The 15,516-nt window shown below is 67.9% G+C and carries 13 protein-coding genes; 6 read left to right on the top strand and 7 right to left on the bottom strand.

Translation table 11 applies throughout. The features are described 5' to 3' along the window. Positions 1 to 1,188 carry a GGDEF domain-containing protein gene (locus Q0C57_RS04750; RefSeq protein WP_296572797.1) on the bottom strand — a complete coding sequence of 396 codons (1,188 nt, stop codon included), beginning with the start codon at positions 1,186 to 1,188 and terminating at the stop codon, positions 1 to 3. A gap of 200 nt (positions 1,189 to 1,388) precedes the next feature. Between Q0C57_RS04750 and Q0C57_RS04745 the strand changes: the two genes are divergently transcribed. Continuing rightward, a complete protein-coding gene (locus Q0C57_RS04745) occupies positions 1,389 to 1,574 on the top strand; it encodes a hypothetical protein (RefSeq protein WP_296572795.1) in 186 nt (61 codons plus the stop codon). Positions 1,575 to 1,578: 4 nt separating this feature from the next. Here Q0C57_RS04745 and Q0C57_RS04740 read toward each other — a convergent pair whose 3' ends face one another. Both Q0C57_RS04740 and Q0C57_RS04735 read right to left on the bottom strand, forming a co-directional pair. After that, the gene (locus Q0C57_RS04740; RefSeq protein WP_296572792.1) at positions 1,579 to 2,445 is read right to left on the bottom strand and encodes a prolyl oligopeptidase family serine peptidase; all 867 of its coding nucleotides are present in this window, start codon (positions 2,443 to 2,445) and stop codon (positions 1,579 to 1,581) included. Next, entirely contained in the window at positions 2,442 to 7,268 is a 4,827-nt protein-coding gene (locus Q0C57_RS04735; RefSeq protein WP_296572790.1) for an NAD-glutamate dehydrogenase, read from the bottom strand. The genes Q0C57_RS04740 and Q0C57_RS04735 overlap by 4 nt, the downstream gene beginning before the upstream one ends. 181 nt (positions 7,269 to 7,449) lie before the next feature. Between Q0C57_RS04735 and Q0C57_RS04730 the strand changes: the two genes are divergently transcribed. From Q0C57_RS04730 to Q0C57_RS04720, 3 genes are all read left to right on the top strand, one after another. Next, complete coding sequence (locus Q0C57_RS04730; RefSeq protein ID WP_296572788.1) at positions 7,450 to 8,148, top strand: peroxidase-related enzyme; 699 nt, start codon at positions 7,450 to 7,452, stop codon at positions 8,146 to 8,148. Between the two features lie 85 nt (positions 8,149 to 8,233). Next, positions 8,234 to 8,908, top strand: a complete 675-nt coding sequence (locus Q0C57_RS04725) for an LON peptidase substrate-binding domain-containing protein (protein ID WP_296572786.1) — start codon at positions 8,234 to 8,236, stop codon at positions 8,906 to 8,908. 64 nt (positions 8,909 to 8,972) lie between these two features. Next, positions 8,973 to 9,218, top strand: coding sequence for a Trm112 family protein (locus tag Q0C57_RS04720; RefSeq protein WP_296572784.1), 246 nt, complete (start codon positions 8,973 to 8,975; stop codon positions 9,216 to 9,218). A 4-nt stretch (positions 9,219 to 9,222) separates the two neighbouring features. Here the strand turns inward: Q0C57_RS04720 and Q0C57_RS04715 are convergent, their stop codons facing one another. The 3 genes from Q0C57_RS04715 to fdxA form a co-directional block, all read right to left on the bottom strand. After that, complete coding sequence (locus tag Q0C57_RS04715; protein ID WP_296572782.1) at positions 9,223 to 10,095, bottom strand: RNA polymerase factor sigma-32; 873 nt, start codon at positions 10,093 to 10,095, stop codon at positions 9,223 to 9,225. Positions 10,096 to 10,354: 259 nt separating this feature from the next. Continuing rightward, the gene (locus tag Q0C57_RS04710; RefSeq protein ID WP_296572780.1) at positions 10,355 to 10,942 is read right to left on the bottom strand and encodes a CarD family transcriptional regulator; all 588 of its coding nucleotides are present in this window, start codon (positions 10,940 to 10,942) and stop codon (positions 10,355 to 10,357) included. Positions 10,943 to 11,347: 405 nt separating this feature from the next. Beyond that, a complete protein-coding gene (gene fdxA, locus Q0C57_RS04705; RefSeq protein ID WP_296572778.1) occupies positions 11,348 to 11,683 on the bottom strand; it encodes a ferredoxin FdxA in 336 nt (111 codons plus the stop codon). Positions 11,684 to 11,836: 153 nt separating this feature from the next. On the opposite strand from fdxA, the gene htpX reads away from it, so the two are divergent. Both htpX and Q0C57_RS04695 read left to right on the top strand, forming a co-directional pair. After that, entirely contained in the window at positions 11,837 to 12,760 is a 924-nt protein-coding gene (htpX, locus tag Q0C57_RS04700; protein WP_296572776.1) for a zinc metalloprotease HtpX, read from the top strand. 52 nt (positions 12,761 to 12,812) lie between these two features. Next, entirely contained in the window at positions 12,813 to 14,165 is a 1,353-nt protein-coding gene (locus Q0C57_RS04695; protein ID WP_296572774.1) for an RsmB/NOP family class I SAM-dependent RNA methyltransferase, read from the top strand. Positions 14,166 to 14,218: 53 nt separating this feature from the next. Here the strand turns inward: Q0C57_RS04695 and Q0C57_RS04690 are convergent, their stop codons facing one another. After that, on the bottom strand, positions 14,219 to 15,508 hold the full coding sequence (locus Q0C57_RS04690; RefSeq protein WP_296572773.1) for an ABC transporter substrate-binding protein: 1,290 nt from the start codon (positions 15,506 to 15,508) through the stop codon (positions 14,219 to 14,221). Between the last annotated feature and the right edge of the window lie 8 nt (positions 15,509 to 15,516).

Genomic DNA, 15,516 nt, shown 5'->3' with positions numbered 1-15,516 from the left:
TCAGGCACTGAGGCTATCCGGAGCCTGCTGCAGATCGGCAAAGTCGCTGTGGCTCAGCACCCGGTTGCGGCCGGCGCGCTTGGCGGCGTAGAGCGCACGATCGGCCTCGCCCACGAGGGCCGCCGTACCGTCCGGCCCGCGCGCCGTCGCAACCCCCACGCTGACCGTCAGGGGTCGTTCCGCCCCGTGATCGCCAATCGAGACCAGGATCGTGTCGGCAATTCCGCGTGCCGCCGCCGCATCGACCCCGGCGAGAAGCACCGCGAACTCCTCGCCGCCGAACCTGGCCACCACATGGTCCGGGCCTGCGGCGATCGATCGCAGCCGCGCCGCAACGCGCCGCAACGCCTCGTCGCCAGCGACATGGCCGTGTTCGTCGTTGAAGCTTTTGAAGTGATCGACATCGATCAGCAGTAACGACAGCGGTCGGTCCTGGCGCACGGCTGCCGCAGCCATGGTGGCGAGCGCCTCATCGAAACGTCGCCGGTTGCCGACCCCGGTCAGGGGGTCGCTCAGCGCGGAGTCGGCAAGTCGCAGATTGGCACGGGTCAGTTCGGTATTGGTGCGTTGGAGCTCGTCCAGCAGCCGCAAGGTCTCGCGTTCCGCCCGCATCTGACGGATCCGGACCCGGCCGAGGGCGAGAATGCACATGCCCTGGAAGAGGGTGTAGAGGATGCAGACCGGGATGAGGGCATAGAGCCCGTCATAGACGATCGCCGCCGCATGGAAGGCAATGAGAATGGCGACCTGGGCCATCGTTGGGCCCGGTGCCATATAGGTGCGCAGCGTCACGGCCTGGACAAACACGCAGCCAATCGCGAGCACGACGATTCGCATGTTGTCATCGGCAGCCCGGTAGAGAATCGCCCCCGTGACACCCCAGAACAGCGCGACACCCACGCATGTAACAGCAAACGCCCTGGCGCACTTGCCGGCATCACCGAAAGCCTCGTCCGTCTGGTAGCGCCGGCCGACGAGGGTGCGCAGGAGCGTCCCGACCACAACCAGCAGCCCAGAGATCGCGGCCTCGAGGCGAGCGCCGGCCAGGAACACCTGGACGATCACCAGCAGCAATGCAGCACTGGCCATCAGATGGGGTCGGTAGTCGAAAAGCTCCGAGAGAACTTCGCGCTTCTGCCGCTCGTCGAAGACGTCGGTACCCAGCAGGAGGGGAAATCTGTCGATCACACCGAGAACCGTGCCTTGGACGGTAAGGGAAAAGAATCGGTTGCCACCCGATGCAACTCTAAGTCTAGGGGCCGCGATCATCGCCGACCACATATTTGTCCGGCCGGGCGGAGGTATCCACATCTTGACAGGCGCACCGGCCCGAGAGGCTTCATTAACCGCGCCGTGCGAGAGATGGAATCCGGGACAGGAGACGACCCATGTCGACAGTCGGTATCGCCAGCACGATGATCGCCATGCAGAGCGAGCAGACCCGCATGGGCATCCAGACCGCCATGGTGAAGCAGCAGGTCCAGGCCGACCAGGGCGTCGTCGACCTGCTGGCATCGGCAGTGCAGGCGAGCCCTGCCCCCGGCACCGGACTGACCGTCGACAAGACGGCCTGACCGCCTACCTGACTTTCTGGATGAAGGGCTCCACCAGCGGCCCCCAGATGCGGATGCCGCCCGGATTGGGCAGCAGCGCATGGCCGTCACGTCCAAACGCCGGTAGCAGCTGGAAGTCGAGTGTGCCACCGGCAAGGCGATAGGCATCCGCCATGCGGCGGGTCAGCTCCGGGCCGAAGGACTGGTCGTTCTCCGTGTAGATCCACAGGGCCGGCGTGCGTGCCCGCCGTCCCATGAACCGTGCGTCGCGCACCAGTTCGTCGAGGGCGCAAGCCTGGCCGGTTTCGCCTGACCGGCCGCGGCGGCCGCCACCGAAATTGATCGTCCCGGCGACGGCCGGATGGTTCTCGGCCGCGAGCGCGGCAGCCGCCCAGCCTCCCGTCGACTGCCCGACGACGATGACGCCGTCCTTGCGCACGAAGGGCAGCCCGGTCAGCCCATCGATGACCACGGCGAGATCGGCCGCGTCGGCCCGCCCGGCGGCGAAATGGTTGGGCCTGCGGCAGGCGAAACGCTCGGCGCGTTCACCGCCGGTCAGGCCGTAGCCGCGCCGGTGGACGACGGCCACGACATAGCCGCGCTCGACGAACCAGGAGACCACGTGGGGATAGACACCATGGCGGGGCTCGCCATTGCGGGCATTGTCGCCCGACGTGTGGTGGGTCATCACCACCAGCGGGCGCGGCGTGTCGCCCGCCGGCCGGAAGACGATCGCCGCGATCTCGCGGCCCTCGTCGGCATTGTGCGGCAGGCGCCAGACCTGCTCGCGGTGAACCGTGCCCTCGCCACCCTCCGGGCGGGGCGCCTGGGCAGCCACCGGTGAGCCGCAGAGGAGCGCGGCGGCGAGGACCAGAACCGAAAGCCGCCTCATGCGCGCACCAGATCGCCGAGCAGGCTCGCCGCCACCGTCGCCTTGGAGACGGTGAGCCCCGAGCCGGCGATCTCCGCGACCGCCTTCCTGATGCGTTCGGCCCGCCCGCCATGCACGGCCATCCAGGCCTCGACTGCCGCGGCCCCGGAAGCATGGCCGGAGACCATGTCCGCCGTGATTCGGCGCTCGGCATCGGCGATCGAATCAAGCGCCCGGTCGAGCGCCAGCCGGTCGAAATAGTCGGTAACGGTGATCGCCTTGGCCGCGCCCTTCATCTGGTCGAGGCGGAAGACGGCGGAGGCCGCGAAGGCGGTGGCAGCGACATCGGCGACGCTGCGTCCGGTCTGGTCGGCCACCGCGACGATGTCGGGGGCGGCGGCGAGGTGGTCGAGGCTCGCCAGCACACCGGCCAGCGGGTCCGGCAGCCCGGCGGTCCGGAGTTCGGCGGTGCGGGCAGCGCGCGCCGCGGCGGCCTCGGGCGGCAGCGCCGTGTCGAGGCTCGCGGCCACGGTCTCGATGCCGGCGCGATGGTGGGCGACGACGTCGGCAAGGCCGTGGGTCAGGTCGACATTGCGGATGAACCAGATGACCCGGTCGATCAGCAGGTCCTGGATCGCCGCATAGAGCTCGAGCTGCAATGTCCCCGCCACGCGGTTGTCGAGGCTGTCGAGTTCGGTGTTCAGTGCGGTCATCCCGTAGGAATCCCGCACCGCCGCGAAGGCCGAGGCGATGGTGGCGACGTCGGCACCGGTCTGGTCGATCAGCCGGGCGACGAAGGCGGGGCCGCCGCGGTTGATCATCGAATTGGCGAGGCCCGTGGCGATGATCTCGCGGCGCAGCCTGTGGCTCTCCACCGCGTCGGGGAATTTCTCCTGCATCGGGCGCGGGAAATAGCGGACAAGCTCGCGCGCCAGATAGGGATCGTCCGGCACCGACGAGGCGAGAAGGTGGTCGTAGAGATCGATCTTGGCATAGGCCAGCAGCACGGCGATCTCGGGGCGGGTCAAGGGATCACCGCGCCGGCGCCGGTCGGCCAGGTCCGTCTCGTCCGGCAGGTATTCCACCGCCCGGTCGAGCTTGCCCTGGGTTTCCAGGCTCTGCATCAGCCTTTGCTGGAAACCCAGATCCTCCAGGCCGCGCCGCTGCGACAGCGAGAGCGCCAGGGTCTGCAGATAATTGTTGCGCAGCACCAGCTGCCCGACCTCGTCCGTCATGGCCGCCAGCAGCGCGTTGCGCGCGGCACCGTCCAGCCGGCCGTCGCGCTCCGGCGTCGTCAGGGCGATCTTGATATTGACCTCGACGTCCGATGTGTTCACCCCCGCCGAATTGTCGATGGCGTCCGTGTTGAGGCGAACCCCGGCGCGCCCGGCCTCGATGCGGCCCCGCTGGGTCATGCCGAGATTGGCGCCCTCGCCCACCACCTTCGCCCGGATGTCGGCGCCGGTGATGCGGATGGCATCGTTGGCGCGGTCGCCGGCCTGGTCGTCGGTCTCTGCGCCGGAGCGCACATAGGTACCGATTCCGCCGAACCACAGGAGATCGACCCGCGCTTTCAGAATGGCGTTCATCACTTCCTGGGGAGTCGCCTGCGCCTTCGGCAGGTCGAGCATCGCCTGCACCTCCGGCGCCAGGGCGATGGACTTGGCCGAGCGGGAGAAGACGCCGCCGCCGGCAGAGATCAGGCTCTTGTCGTAGTCGGCCCAGGACGAGCGCGGCAGGTCGAACAGGCGCTTGCGCTCGGTCCAGGCCGCCGCCGGATCGGGCGCGGGATCGAGGAAGATGTCGCGATGGTCGAAGGCCGCGACCAGCTTGATGGTCTTCTCCAGCAGCATGCCGTTGCCGAAGACGTCGCCGGACATGTCGCCGACCCCGGCCACCGTGAAGGGCGTCGCGGAAATGTCGGTGCCCATCTCGCGGAAATGCCGCTTAACGGCCTCCCAGGCGCCGCGGGCGGTGATGCCCATGCCCTTGTGGTCGTAGCCCTGGCTGCCACCGGAGGCGAAGGCGTCGCCAAGCCAGTGGCCCTTGTCGAGGGAGAGCTGGTTGGCGATGTCGGAGAAGGTTGCCGTGCCCTTGTCGGCAGCGACGACGAGATAGGGATCATCGCCGTCGTGCCGGACGGTCTCCGGTGGCGGCACGATGGTCGCGCCGTCGATATTGTCGGTGATCTGCAGCAGCGAGCGGACGAAGATGCGATAGGCCTCGGTCCCCTCGGCCAGCCAGGCGTCGCGCTGGCTCGCCGGCGGCAGGCGCTTCGGCACGAAGCCGCCCTTGGCGCCCACCGGCACGATGACGGCGTTCTTCACCTGCTGCGCCTTGACGAGGCCGAGGACCTCGGTACGGAAGTCCTGCGGCCGGTCGGACCAGCGCAGGCCACCGCGCGCCACCTTGCCGAAGCGCATGTGCACGCCCTCGACCCGCGGCGAATAGACGAAGATCTCGTAGAGCGGGCGCGGTGCCGGCAGGTTGTCGATCTTCTTCGACTCGAACTTCACGGCGATCGTCGGCCGGACCTGCCCGTCCTCGCCGGTCTGGTAGAAATTGGTCCGCACCGCCGCCTGGATCAGGTTGATGAAGGCTCGCAGGATGCGGTCCTCGTCCAGTGAACTGACCTGCGCCAGGCTCTCCTCGAACCGCGCCAGGAGATCGGTGAGCTTGGTATTGCGCTCCTCCGGCGTCAGGCCGAGCCGCGGATCGAAGCGCAGGTGGAACATCAGCACGATGCCTTTGGCGATCGTCGCATGTTTGCGCAATGTCGCCCACAGATAGTCCTGGCTGAACGGAGCCCGGATCTGCCTGAGGGTGCGAGCGAGGGTGCGGATGACCGCCACGTCGCGCCAGGCGAGACCGGCCTCCAGCGTCAGGGCATTGAAACCGTCGCTTTCCGCATCGCCGCGCATCACCGCCATGAGGGCGGAGCCGAGCTTTTCGTCCAGCGCCTCGAGGTCGATGACCTGGCCCCCGGGGCGGGCGAGCGACATGTCGTGCAGCCAGACCGGCGCCGTGCCGGCCGGCGCGATCTCATAGGTGCGCTCGTCGACCACGGCGAAACCCATGGCCTCAAGGATCGGGACGCGCTCGGAGAGCGGGATCGGCCGCCCGCGGGCGAAGACCTTGAGGCCGGCTTCCGTGCGTTCGGCCGCGTTGGGCCGGTAGAAGTCGATGGCGAGGGAGCGGGCCTCGCTGAGGCCTTCGAAGATCCGGATGTCGCCGATCGCATCTTCCGCCGGCACCGCCTCGCGATAGGCGGCGGAGAAGGCCTCGCGGTAGCGCACCGCGAGGTCGCCGGCCCGGGCGGGACCGTGGATCAGTGCCAGGGCCTCGCCGAGCCCGTCGCTCCAGGTCCGCACGATCCGCGAGACCGCGGCCTCGAGCGTCGACCGGTCGATGCGCGGGGTCTCGCCCTCGTCCCGGCCGATGATGAAATGGACCCGCGTCAGCGGCCCGTCCGGGAAAAACGGATAGAAGGCCGAGACGCGACCGTTGTAGACCCCGGCCAGGTAGTTGCCGATGGCCAGCCGCACCGTCGTGTCGAACCGGTCGCGCGGCACATAGACCATCACCGACACGAAGCGGTGGAAGCGGTCCTCGCGCGGCAGAACCCTGACGCGCGGCCGGTCCTCGAGCTGCATCACCGCCATGGCGTGGCTGAACAGCGTGTCGTCGTCGATCTGGAACAGCTCGTCCCGCGGGTAGCTTTCCAGCACGTTGACCAGCGCCTTGCCGGAATGGCCGTCGGGATCGAAGCCCGCCCGCGTCAGCACGCGGTCGACCTTGCGCCTGAGATAGGGGATCGTCCGCGTCGAGCGCGTATAGGCGGTGGAGGTGAAGAGCCCGACGATGCGGGCCTCGCCGACGAGCTGGCCGTGCCGGTCGAAGCGCTTCACCCCGACATAGTCCATGTGGATCCGCCGATGCACGCGCGAGCGGACATTGGCCTTGGTGATGATCAGCGGCACAGGCTGCATGAGGAATTCGCGCAGTTCCGGCGTCATGGTGACGAGATCGGTGCCGCGCCGCAGGATGCGCACGTTCTCGTCGCGCAGGATGCCGAGGCCGGAAGTGAATTCCGGTTCGAGCTGGCCTTCGGCGACGCCGCCCACATAGGCGTAGTCGCGGACGCCGAGCAGGGTGAAGTTGTTGGCGGCGAGCCATTCCAGGAACTGGATTCCCTCGGCCATCTCGGTGACCGGCAGGACGGGATTGGACTTCAGGTCCTCGATGATGGCCCGCACGCGCGCCTGCATCGGCTTCCAGTCGGCGACGCAGATCCGCACGTCGGCAAGGGTCGCCTCCAATTCCTCGACCAGCGCGGCGCGGCGGCCCTCGCCGCCGATTCTGTCGACATGGACGTGGATGAGGCTCTCGCGGGTCGTGGCCTGCTCGGCGTCGAGGCCCCGATAGGCGGACAGGGTCCCGTCCGGCTCGCGCTCGACGGTGAGGATGGGATGGACGACCAGGCCGATCTTCAGGCCCTGCTCGGCCAGGACGCCGAGCACGGAATCGACGAGGAAGGGCATGTTGTCATTGACCACCTCGATGACCGTGACGGCGGCGAGCCGCGAGGCGACGGAGGTCGGCTCGGGATCGGTGAGGCGGATCGAGGAACGGCCGGGAACCCGCCGGGTGAAGGCGGCATGGCTGGCGACCGCCAGCGCCGCGAGATCGCGCGCATCATAGGCGACGACGTCCTCCGGGTCGGCACGGCCGAACAGGTCGGTCGCATAATCGCCGGGGACGCTGGCCTCGGTGCCGCGCAGGATGATGCCCGCCTGCTCGATGATGGCCGCGGCCCCCCGCGCATCCTCGGCCCGATTGCTCATGCTTGTCTCCTTGCGGCAGATTCGTCTTGGTTGTTGGCGCCTTGCGGGCAGGATGATCACGCGGCCCCTCGGCCGTAAAGTCAATTTCGCCGGCCCGATGGGCCATGCTACCACCCTGCGACGCGGTGATGACGCCGGCCGGAACCGGCGGGTCACCGGGTCGGATTCGGGAGACAGCGCCATGCCGGCATCGCCATCGAAGACGAAGAGCGCAGCCAAGACCGCTCCGCCCGCCAAGGCCGCTCCGCCCGCCAAGAGCGCCAAGAGCGCCAAGAGCGCGAAGAGTGCCGAAAAGCCGGCCGGGCGGACAAAGGCCGCCGCCGAGGCGATCATCGCCCTCGACCTGCCCGCGGCGCCGCTCGATGCCGAGATCGAGGTCTTTTTCCAGAAATGCCGCGACAAGATCGGCTTCGTGCCGAACGTGCTGCTCGCCTATACCCACGACCTGGCCAAGCTGAAGGCCTTCTCGGCCATGTACAACGACCTGATGCTGGCGCCGTCCGGCCTCAGCAAGCTGGAGCGCGAGATGATCGCCGTGGCGGTGTCGGCGGTGAACCGCTGCTTCTACTGCCTCACCGCCCATGGCGCGGCGGTGCGCCAGCTCTCGGGCGACCCCGAACTCGGCGAGATGATGGTGATGAACTACCGCGCCGCCCGCCTGGATGCGCGCCAGCGCGCCATGCTCGATTTCGCCGTCAAACTGACGGAGACGCCCTGGACGATTGACGATCCCGACCGCGACGCGCTGCGTAAGGTCGGCTTTTCCGAACGCGACATCTGGGACATCTCGGCCACCGCCGCCTTTTACAACATGTCCAACCGGATGGCATCGGCCACCGACATGCGGCCCAACGGCGCCTATCACGGGACGGCGCGCTGATTTGCGGCACCCGGGACTGGCAGCGCGGCCGCGCGCGCCTAGATGACACGGGATCAGTGTTCGTCATCGTGCCACGGAGCCAGCCATGGCCACCAACACCCCCTATCTCGGTCCGGCCGATCTTCCGGACGTGATCCCCGTCTTCCCCCTGCCGGGTGCGCTGCTGCTGCCGCGCGGCCAGCTGCCGCTCAACATCTTCGAGCCACGCTATCTGGCGATGATCGACGACGCGTTCCTGTCGGGTCGCCGCCTGATCGGCATGGTGCAGCCGGTTCCCGCCGACGAAGACGCCAAGCGCCCGGCCCTGTCGGCGGTCGGCTGCGTCGGCCGGATCACCCAGCTCGCCGAGTCGGGCGACGGCCGCTACATGCTGAGCCTGACCGGCATCACCCGCTTCCGCATCGTCGAGGAACTGGCGGTCACCACGCCCTATCGCCAGTGCAAGATCGACTGCGAACCCTATCAGGGGGATTTCGAGGCGCGGGTCGGCGAGGACGACGTTGACCGGGACGGCCTGCTCAAGACCCTGAAGGAGTTCCTCGAGGTCAACGACATGGAGGCGGACTGGGACGGTATCCGCCGGGCCCCGACGGAGATCCTTGTCAATGCCCTCTGCATGATGTCGCCCTGGGGCCTGAAGGAGAAGCAGGCCCTGCTGGAGGCACCCGACCTGAAGACGCGGGCCGCCCTGCTGGTGGCCGTCACCGAGGTCGCCCTCGCCAAGGACCGGCCCGCCGACGACAAGCAGCCCCTGAACTGACCGCACTGGCCGCGGGCGCCGCAACCGGCTAGACCGTCGCGGCCGCTTCCGAGGGAACCATCCCATGACCACGCCGACCGATCACGACGATTCCAGGCCCGCCGAGAGCAGGACAGCAGTGCCCCAGACCCGGCCGGGAACGGTCGACCCGCGCCTTCTCGAGGTCCTGGTCTGCCCGGTGACGAAGGGGCCCCTCGACTATGACGCCGAGGCCGGCGAGCTGATCTCCCGCGCCGCGAAGCTGGTCTATCCGATCCGCGAGGGCATTCCGATCATGTTGCCCGAGGAAGCCCGCCCGCTGGCCGACTGAGTCCTCAGACCAGCGCCGAGCTGTCGGTGTGGCGCTCCACCAGCGCCTGCCGAAGCTTCTCGATGGCGCGGTTCTCGATCTGCCGGACCCGCTCCTTGGAGATGCCAAGCCGCTCGCCGAGCGATTCCAGCGTCGCCGCCTCCTCACTCAGCCGGCGCGCCCGGATGATGTTGAGCTCACGGTCGGACAGGACGTGCAGCACGTCGCGCAGCCAGGCGACCCGACGGCTGCTGTCGATCGTCTCGCCCACCACCTCGTCGGGGAGCGGCGCCGCGTCGACGAGATGATCGAGCCGCTCCGACGAGGCCCCACCGTCGGCTTCGTGGCTGGGCGCGTTGAGTGACAGATCGGAGCCGGACATGCGGGCGTCCATGACCGCGACATCGGCCTGCGACACACCGATGGCCGCGGCGATCTGCTGGTGAAGGACCGCAGAGCCGATCCCGGCCCCCAGCGTCTGCGAAAGCTGCGCCCTGAGGCGCCGCAGGTTGAAGAACAGCGCCTTCTGCGCCGACGAGGTGCCGCCGCGGACGATCGACCAGTTGCGCAGGATGTGGTCCTGGATCGACGCGCGGATCCACCAGGTCGCGTAGGTGGAAAAGCGGACGTCCCGCTCGGGCTCGAAGCGGGAGGCGGCCTCAAGGAGGCCGACATGGCCTTCCTGGATCAGGTCGGCCATCGGCAGGCCATAATGGCGGAAACGGGCTGCAACCGAGATGACGAGGCGCATATGCGCCTGCGCCAGGCGATGGAGCGCCACCTCGTCGTGGCGGTCCTTCCAGCGGGTGGCAAGGGCCTGTTCTTCCTCGCGATCGAGGAACGGAGCGTTGCGGGCCGCCTTTGCGAGGCTCTGACCGATCCCGGAAACCTGCGCCATCACATGCCTTCCCTGATCTCGTCCGGAGAGGTTTTCCCTGATAGATGTGCCCGCTTTACGACCCGTCGTCGGCGCCGGATCAACGGTCCGCAGCGGCCATAACAGACCGCCTCCCAAGGCTCGCCCGAGGCAGGGGATCGGCGGCGCATCTGGCCTGCAACCGGTCGTGTGACAAAAAACCCTGCGCGAACCGCATCGCCCAACAAAAAGCCCGGCGCAATGGCCGGGCTCTCTGCAGGAATGGGTGGGATTGTGCCGGTCAGGCGGCTTCGACCTCGGGCTCGTCGCTCTCGTCGGCGTCATCGGCCTCAGCCTTGGCCGGACCGCGGCGCGGGCCCTTGGCAAGCTGCGCCTCGATCAGCTTGACAGCCTCGGTCTCGACCACCCGCTCGACGGCGGCAAGTTCGCGCGCCATGCGGTCGAGGGCCTGTTCGTAAAGCTGGCGCTCCGAATAGGACTGTTCGGGCTGGGCGTCGGAGCGGAAGAGATCGCGGACGACCTCGGAAATGGCAATCAGGTCGCCGGAATTGATCTTCGCTTCATATTCCTGGGCGCGGCGCGACCACATCGTGCGCTTGACGCGGGCGCGACCCTTGAGGACCTCCATGGCCTTGGCCATGACCTCGGGCTCGGCGAGCTTGCGCATTCCGACCTGGGCGATCTTGGCGGTCGGCACCCGAAGGGTCATCTTGTCCTTTTCGAAGGTGATGACGAACAGTTCGAGCTTGAACCCAGCGATGTCCTGCTCCTCGATCGACACGATCTGTCCGACCCCGTGGGACGGATAGACGATGAACTCGTTCGTCTTGAAGCCCTGACGGGTCTGCGCGTTCTTCTTCACGGTCATACTGCGCCTTACTCCTCGCCGGCCGGATGACGGCCGCTGGTGATGCCCGCCCCGCATGGCGCGGATGACGGACCCACGGCCACCTCGCGGCGCCGTGGCGTTGTGCGCGAAAGGGACATCGACACGGGATGATCGCCCGGTCGGCCCCTGACGTCAGGCAATGAGAAACGACCTGCCGCGGCGCGATCAGAACCCTTTGGCACGGGCCGTCGCGACGATTTGTCGGAGATTTCCGAAAAATAACGCTCCGCACGAGGGGAGCGTACCGGTGGGACCGCTTTTCTGATCGACTGTGATACAACCCTACCACAATTTTCGCCGAATTCAAAGGCTTGCGCTCGCAAGGGTGGCCCGCGCCGGGAACCCGCGACCGATTCTGCGCACGTGGTTACCGCAAGGGGAGCTTTAGTCGCCCGTGCCGGGGGCGGACGACAGCAGCGGCTCCTTGCCCGGCTTGCCGTCCCACTCCTTGGCGTCGGGAAGCGGATCGCGCTTCTGCGTGATATTGGGCCATTGCGCCGCGAAATCGGCATTGATGCCGAGCCATTTTTCGAGGCCCGCCTCGGTATCCGGCTTGATCGCCTCGGCCGGGCATTCGGGCTCGCAGACGCCGCAATCGATGCATTCGTCGGGATGGATGACGAGAAAATTCTCGCCTTCATAGAAACAGTCGACCGGGCACACTTCGACGCAGTCGGTATATTTACACTTGATGCAGTTCTCGGTGACCACGTAGGTCATGCCAGATCTCCGGAAGCACGGCTGCGTCGGCCTCGCCGATTACCAGATGAGGTCGTTCGTACGCAAGCGATAGGGTGGTGCGGCGCACGCGCCCTCTTGTCCACAACCGGAACCCACACGATCTAGTGATCGTCCTCCACGGGGATTTGCGCCATGAACTACATGAAGACCGCCATTCTCCTGGCCGCTATGACCGCCCTGTTCATGGGCGTCGGCTTCCTCATAGGTGGCCAGGCAGGCATGCTGATCGCACTGGCCGTCGCCTGCGCCATGAATTTCTGGAGCTACTGGGGTTCGGATAAAGCCGTCCTCAACATGTATGGCGCCCAGGAGGTCGACCAGCATTCGGCACCGGACCTTTACCAGATGACCTGGGAGATGGCCCAGCGCGCCGGCATGCCGATGCCGCGGCTGTTCATTATCCACGAGGACCAGCCCAACGCCTTCGCCACCGGCCGCAACCCGGAAAACGCCGCCGTCGCCGTCAATACCGGGCTTCTCAACGCCCTGACGCGCGAGGAGGTGGCTGGCGTGATCGCCCATGAACTCGCCCACATCAAGAACCGCGACACGCTCATCATGACGATCACAGCGACGCTCGCCGGCGCCGTGTCGATGCTGGCGAATTTCGCCGCCTTCAGCGGCAACAGCCAGAACCGCAACGGCTTTGGCGTCATCGGGACCATCGCCATGATGATCCTCGCGCCCCTCGCCGCCTCCATCGTGCAGATGGCGATCTCGCGCTCGCGCGAATACGAGGCGGACAAGGTGGGGGCCGAGATCTGTGGCAATCCGATATGGCTGGCCTCGGCGCTGGCCAAGATCGCCGGTGCCCATGACCGCACGGTCAACAATACGGCCGAACACAATCCGCAGACGGCGCACATGTTCATCATCAACCCGCTGTCGGGCGCGCGCATGGACAACCTGTTCTCGACCCATCCCGATACCGGCAACCGCATCGCCGCCCTGCAGCAGATCGCCCAGGCCTGGGGCATGGCCGGTCACATCGGCTATGGCCAGCCGCAGACGGCCCCCTGGGGCAGCAATGCCCGCCGCGGCGGCCCCTGGGGCTGACACACGGCCCTTGCGGGTTGCCGCGGGGGCGCACGGGGCCTAAACGGGCGCGATGAGCAAGCGCCCGTTTTTCCACAAGGCCCGGCCGAAGACCGTCAAGCCGAAGCCCGCCGCCCACCCGGGCCTGCCGGCCCGCCGCCGTGCCTGCGATCTCGTCGAGGCGGTGCTGCTGCGCCGACGTCCGCTCGACGAGGCGCTGGAACTGCCGACAGAGCTCGACGGCCTCGACCGGGCCCTCGCCCGCAAGATCGCCGCCACCACGCTGCGGCGCCTCGGCACCATCGACCGGCTGCTGGGCGAGCGGCTCGCCAAGGGCCTGCCTGAGGGCCTGCCGCGACTGGAGACCGTCCTCAGGACCGCCGCCTGCCAGATTCTCTTCCTCGACGTGCCGGACTATGCCGCCGTCGACAGCGCCGTGCGTATGGTGGAGAACGATCGCAAGGCCAAGGGCTTTTCAGGTCTCGCCAACGCCGTGCTGCGGGGCCTCGCCCGCGACCGGGAGGAGGCACTCGCCTCCCTTGACCCCCTCGACGACCTCGCGTCCTGGCTGCGCGACCGCTGGACGGCGGTCTATGGCGCCGAGGCGACGTCTGCCATTGCCGCCATCATCACCGCCGAGCCGCCCCTCGACCTCACGGTCTCGTCCGACCCCGCCGGCTGGGCCGACCGCCTCGGCGGTTTCGTGACACCGACCGGCTCGGTCCGGCTGAAGGCGGAGGGCGCCATCCCCGACCTTACCGGCTATACCGACGGCGCCTGGTGGGTGCAGGACGCCGCCGCGGCCCTGCCGGCGCGCCTTCTCGGCGACATTGCCGGCCTCGCCGTCGCCGACCTCTGCGCCGCGCCGGGAGGCAAGACCGCACAGCTCGCGCGCGCAGGGGCCCGCGTCACCGCCATCGACCGCTCGCCGCGGCGGCTGGAGCGCCTGATGGAAAACATGACGCGCCTGAAGCTCGACGTCACCGTGCGCACCATCGACGCCCTCGACCTCGAAGGCCAGTTCGACGCGATCCTCATCGATGCGCCCTGCTCCGCCACCGGCACCCTGCGCGGCCATCCCGACGTCATGCACCTGAAGTCGGCCGCCGATGTCGAGGGCCTCGCCCGGCTGCAGGCGCGCCTCCTCGACCGGCTCGCCGTCCTCCTGAAGCCAGGCGGGCGCGCGGTCTACTGCACCTGCTCGCTGGAGCCGGAGGAGGGCGAGGCGCAGATAACCGCCCTGCTCGCCCGCGAGCCGCGCCTCGCCCTTGACCCGATCCGCCCCGACGAGCTGCCCGGCATCGCCCCCTTCGTCACGGCGGCCGGCCACCTGCGCACCCTGCCATCGCACTGGCCCGACCCCGACCCGGCCCGTGCCGGCCTCGACGGGTTCTTTGCGGCCCGTCTCGTCTTCCGCGGCCCCTGACACGACAAAGCCCGCCCGGATCGCTCCGGGCGGGCTGTCGTGGAGGCGCAGGATCAGCCCTGACGGCGCGGGATCAGACGGGTGACCTCGCGGGACATGTCGCGCAGCACCTCTTCCGGCGACGCCTTCTGCTCGACGATACGGGCGAGGTTGTCGACCATGACCTGGGTGACGCGGACCGAGTTCTGGCCCGGGAAAGCGTACCACGGGATCATCAGTTGGACCTGCTTGGTGGCAGCGACGAAGAGCGGGTTCGCCTTGTAGAACTCGGCGAGATAGGACTGGTCGTCGATGGCGAGCTGGTTGCAGGGCACGTAGCCGGTGTTCTTCACCATCAGCGTGGTTCCCTCGGCCGAGGTCGCGAACTTGATGAACTCCCAGGCAGCGGCCTGGCGGGCCGGATCCTTGGCGGTCATCATGGCGCCGGCGCCACCGGTCGGCAGGCGGCCCTTCACCGGATCGATGACCGGCAGCGTCGTCGTCTGCAGCTCGAAATTGCTGCCGACCATTCCGGAGACCTGGCGGACCTGCGCCGTGGTGCGGAACATCATGCCCATCTTGCCGGCGCCGAAAGACTGGAGATCGGCGTTGCCGGTGAGGTTGGGCATCTTGCCTTCCTTCACCATGCGGTCGAGCAGGCGGAGCGCGGCGAGGCCCTCGGCGCCGTCGAAGGCAACCTTGGTTTCGTCCTCGGTCAGCATGCGGCCACCATGGCCGTAGAGCAGGGCCGAGAACATCCAGTCGTCACCGGGCCAGCGGAAGAACATGCCGGAATTGCCGTCGCCGAGGGCGGAAATCTTCGCCGCCAGGGCGATGACACCGTCCCAGTTCGTCGGGAAGGCCTCGGCGCTGGCGCCGACCTTCTTGAGGAGGTCGACATTGAGATAGCTGATCGGGTTGGAGGTGGCGAAGGGCAGGCCGCACTGCACGCCGCCATGGAAGCCGAGGCCGAGGATGGGCTTGGAATAGCCGATCTTCGCCAGGTCGCCCTCGCGGTCGAGGAAGGGCTTCAGATCGGCGGCGATCGACCGCTCGGCGAAGAGCCGCAAGCGGTTGAGGCCCTGGAACGAGACGTCCGGCATGCCGCCGGTGGTCGCCTGGCGCAGCACGAGCTGGGCGCCGTCCTCGTAAGTGGGGGTCGGATTGACATAGGTGACCTTCACCTTGTCGCTCTTCTTGTTGAAGGCCTCGGCGACAGCATCCATGGCGGCCTTGAAAATCGGCGGCATGGAGTAGTGGGCGACGACCTCGACCGTCTGGGCGCGGACGACATTGGGCATGGCGAGCGTGGCGGCGCCGGCCATCAGGCCGAGCGTCGAGCGGCGGGTGATCTTCTGAGACATGACAACCT

It is taken from the genome of Phreatobacter sp., from assembly GCF_022843985.1.
Taxonomy (GTDB): domain Bacteria; phylum Pseudomonadota; class Alphaproteobacteria; order Rhizobiales; family Phreatobacteraceae; genus Phreatobacter.
This window is presented reverse-complemented; position numbering and strand designations above follow the sequence as displayed.

What these genes read in the sequence shown, in the direction of transcription:
- Q0C57_RS04745 (WP_296572795.1), top strand. Translation starts at nt 1,389, where the DNA reads ATGTCGACAGTCGGTATCGCCAGCACGATGATCGCCATGCAGAGCGAG.
- Q0C57_RS04740 (WP_296572792.1), bottom strand. Translation starts at nt 2,445, where the DNA reads ATGAGGCGGCTTTCGGTTCTGGTCCTCGCCGCCGCGCTCCTCTGCGGC.
- Q0C57_RS04735 (WP_296572790.1), bottom strand. Translation starts at nt 7,268, where the DNA reads ATGAGCAATCGGGCCGAGGATGCGCGGGGGGCCGCGGCCATCATCGAG.
- Q0C57_RS04730 (WP_296572788.1), top strand. Translation starts at nt 7,450, where the DNA reads ATGCCGGCATCGCCATCGAAGACGAAGAGCGCAGCCAAGACCGCTCCG.
- Q0C57_RS04725 (WP_296572786.1), top strand. Translation starts at nt 8,234, where the DNA reads ATGGCCACCAACACCCCCTATCTCGGTCCGGCCGATCTTCCGGACGTG.
- Q0C57_RS04720 (WP_296572784.1), top strand. Translation starts at nt 8,973, where the DNA reads ATGACCACGCCGACCGATCACGACGATTCCAGGCCCGCCGAGAGCAGG.
- Q0C57_RS04715 (WP_296572782.1), bottom strand. Translation starts at nt 10,095, where the DNA reads ATGGCGCAGGTTTCCGGGATCGGTCAGAGCCTCGCAAAGGCGGCCCGC.
- Q0C57_RS04710 (WP_296572780.1), bottom strand. Translation starts at nt 10,942, where the DNA reads ATGACCGTGAAGAAGAACGCGCAGACCCGTCAGGGCTTCAAGACGAAC.
- fdxA (WP_296572778.1), bottom strand. Translation starts at nt 11,683, where the DNA reads ATGACCTACGTGGTCACCGAGAACTGCATCAAGTGTAAATATACCGAC.
- htpX (WP_296572776.1), top strand. Translation starts at nt 11,837, where the DNA reads ATGAACTACATGAAGACCGCCATTCTCCTGGCCGCTATGACCGCCCTG.
- Q0C57_RS04695 (WP_296572774.1), top strand. Translation starts at nt 12,813, where the DNA reads ATGAGCAAGCGCCCGTTTTTCCACAAGGCCCGGCCGAAGACCGTCAAG.
- Q0C57_RS04690 (WP_296572773.1), bottom strand. Translation starts at nt 15,508, where the DNA reads ATGTCTCAGAAGATCACCCGCCGCTCGACGCTCGGCCTGATGGCCGGC.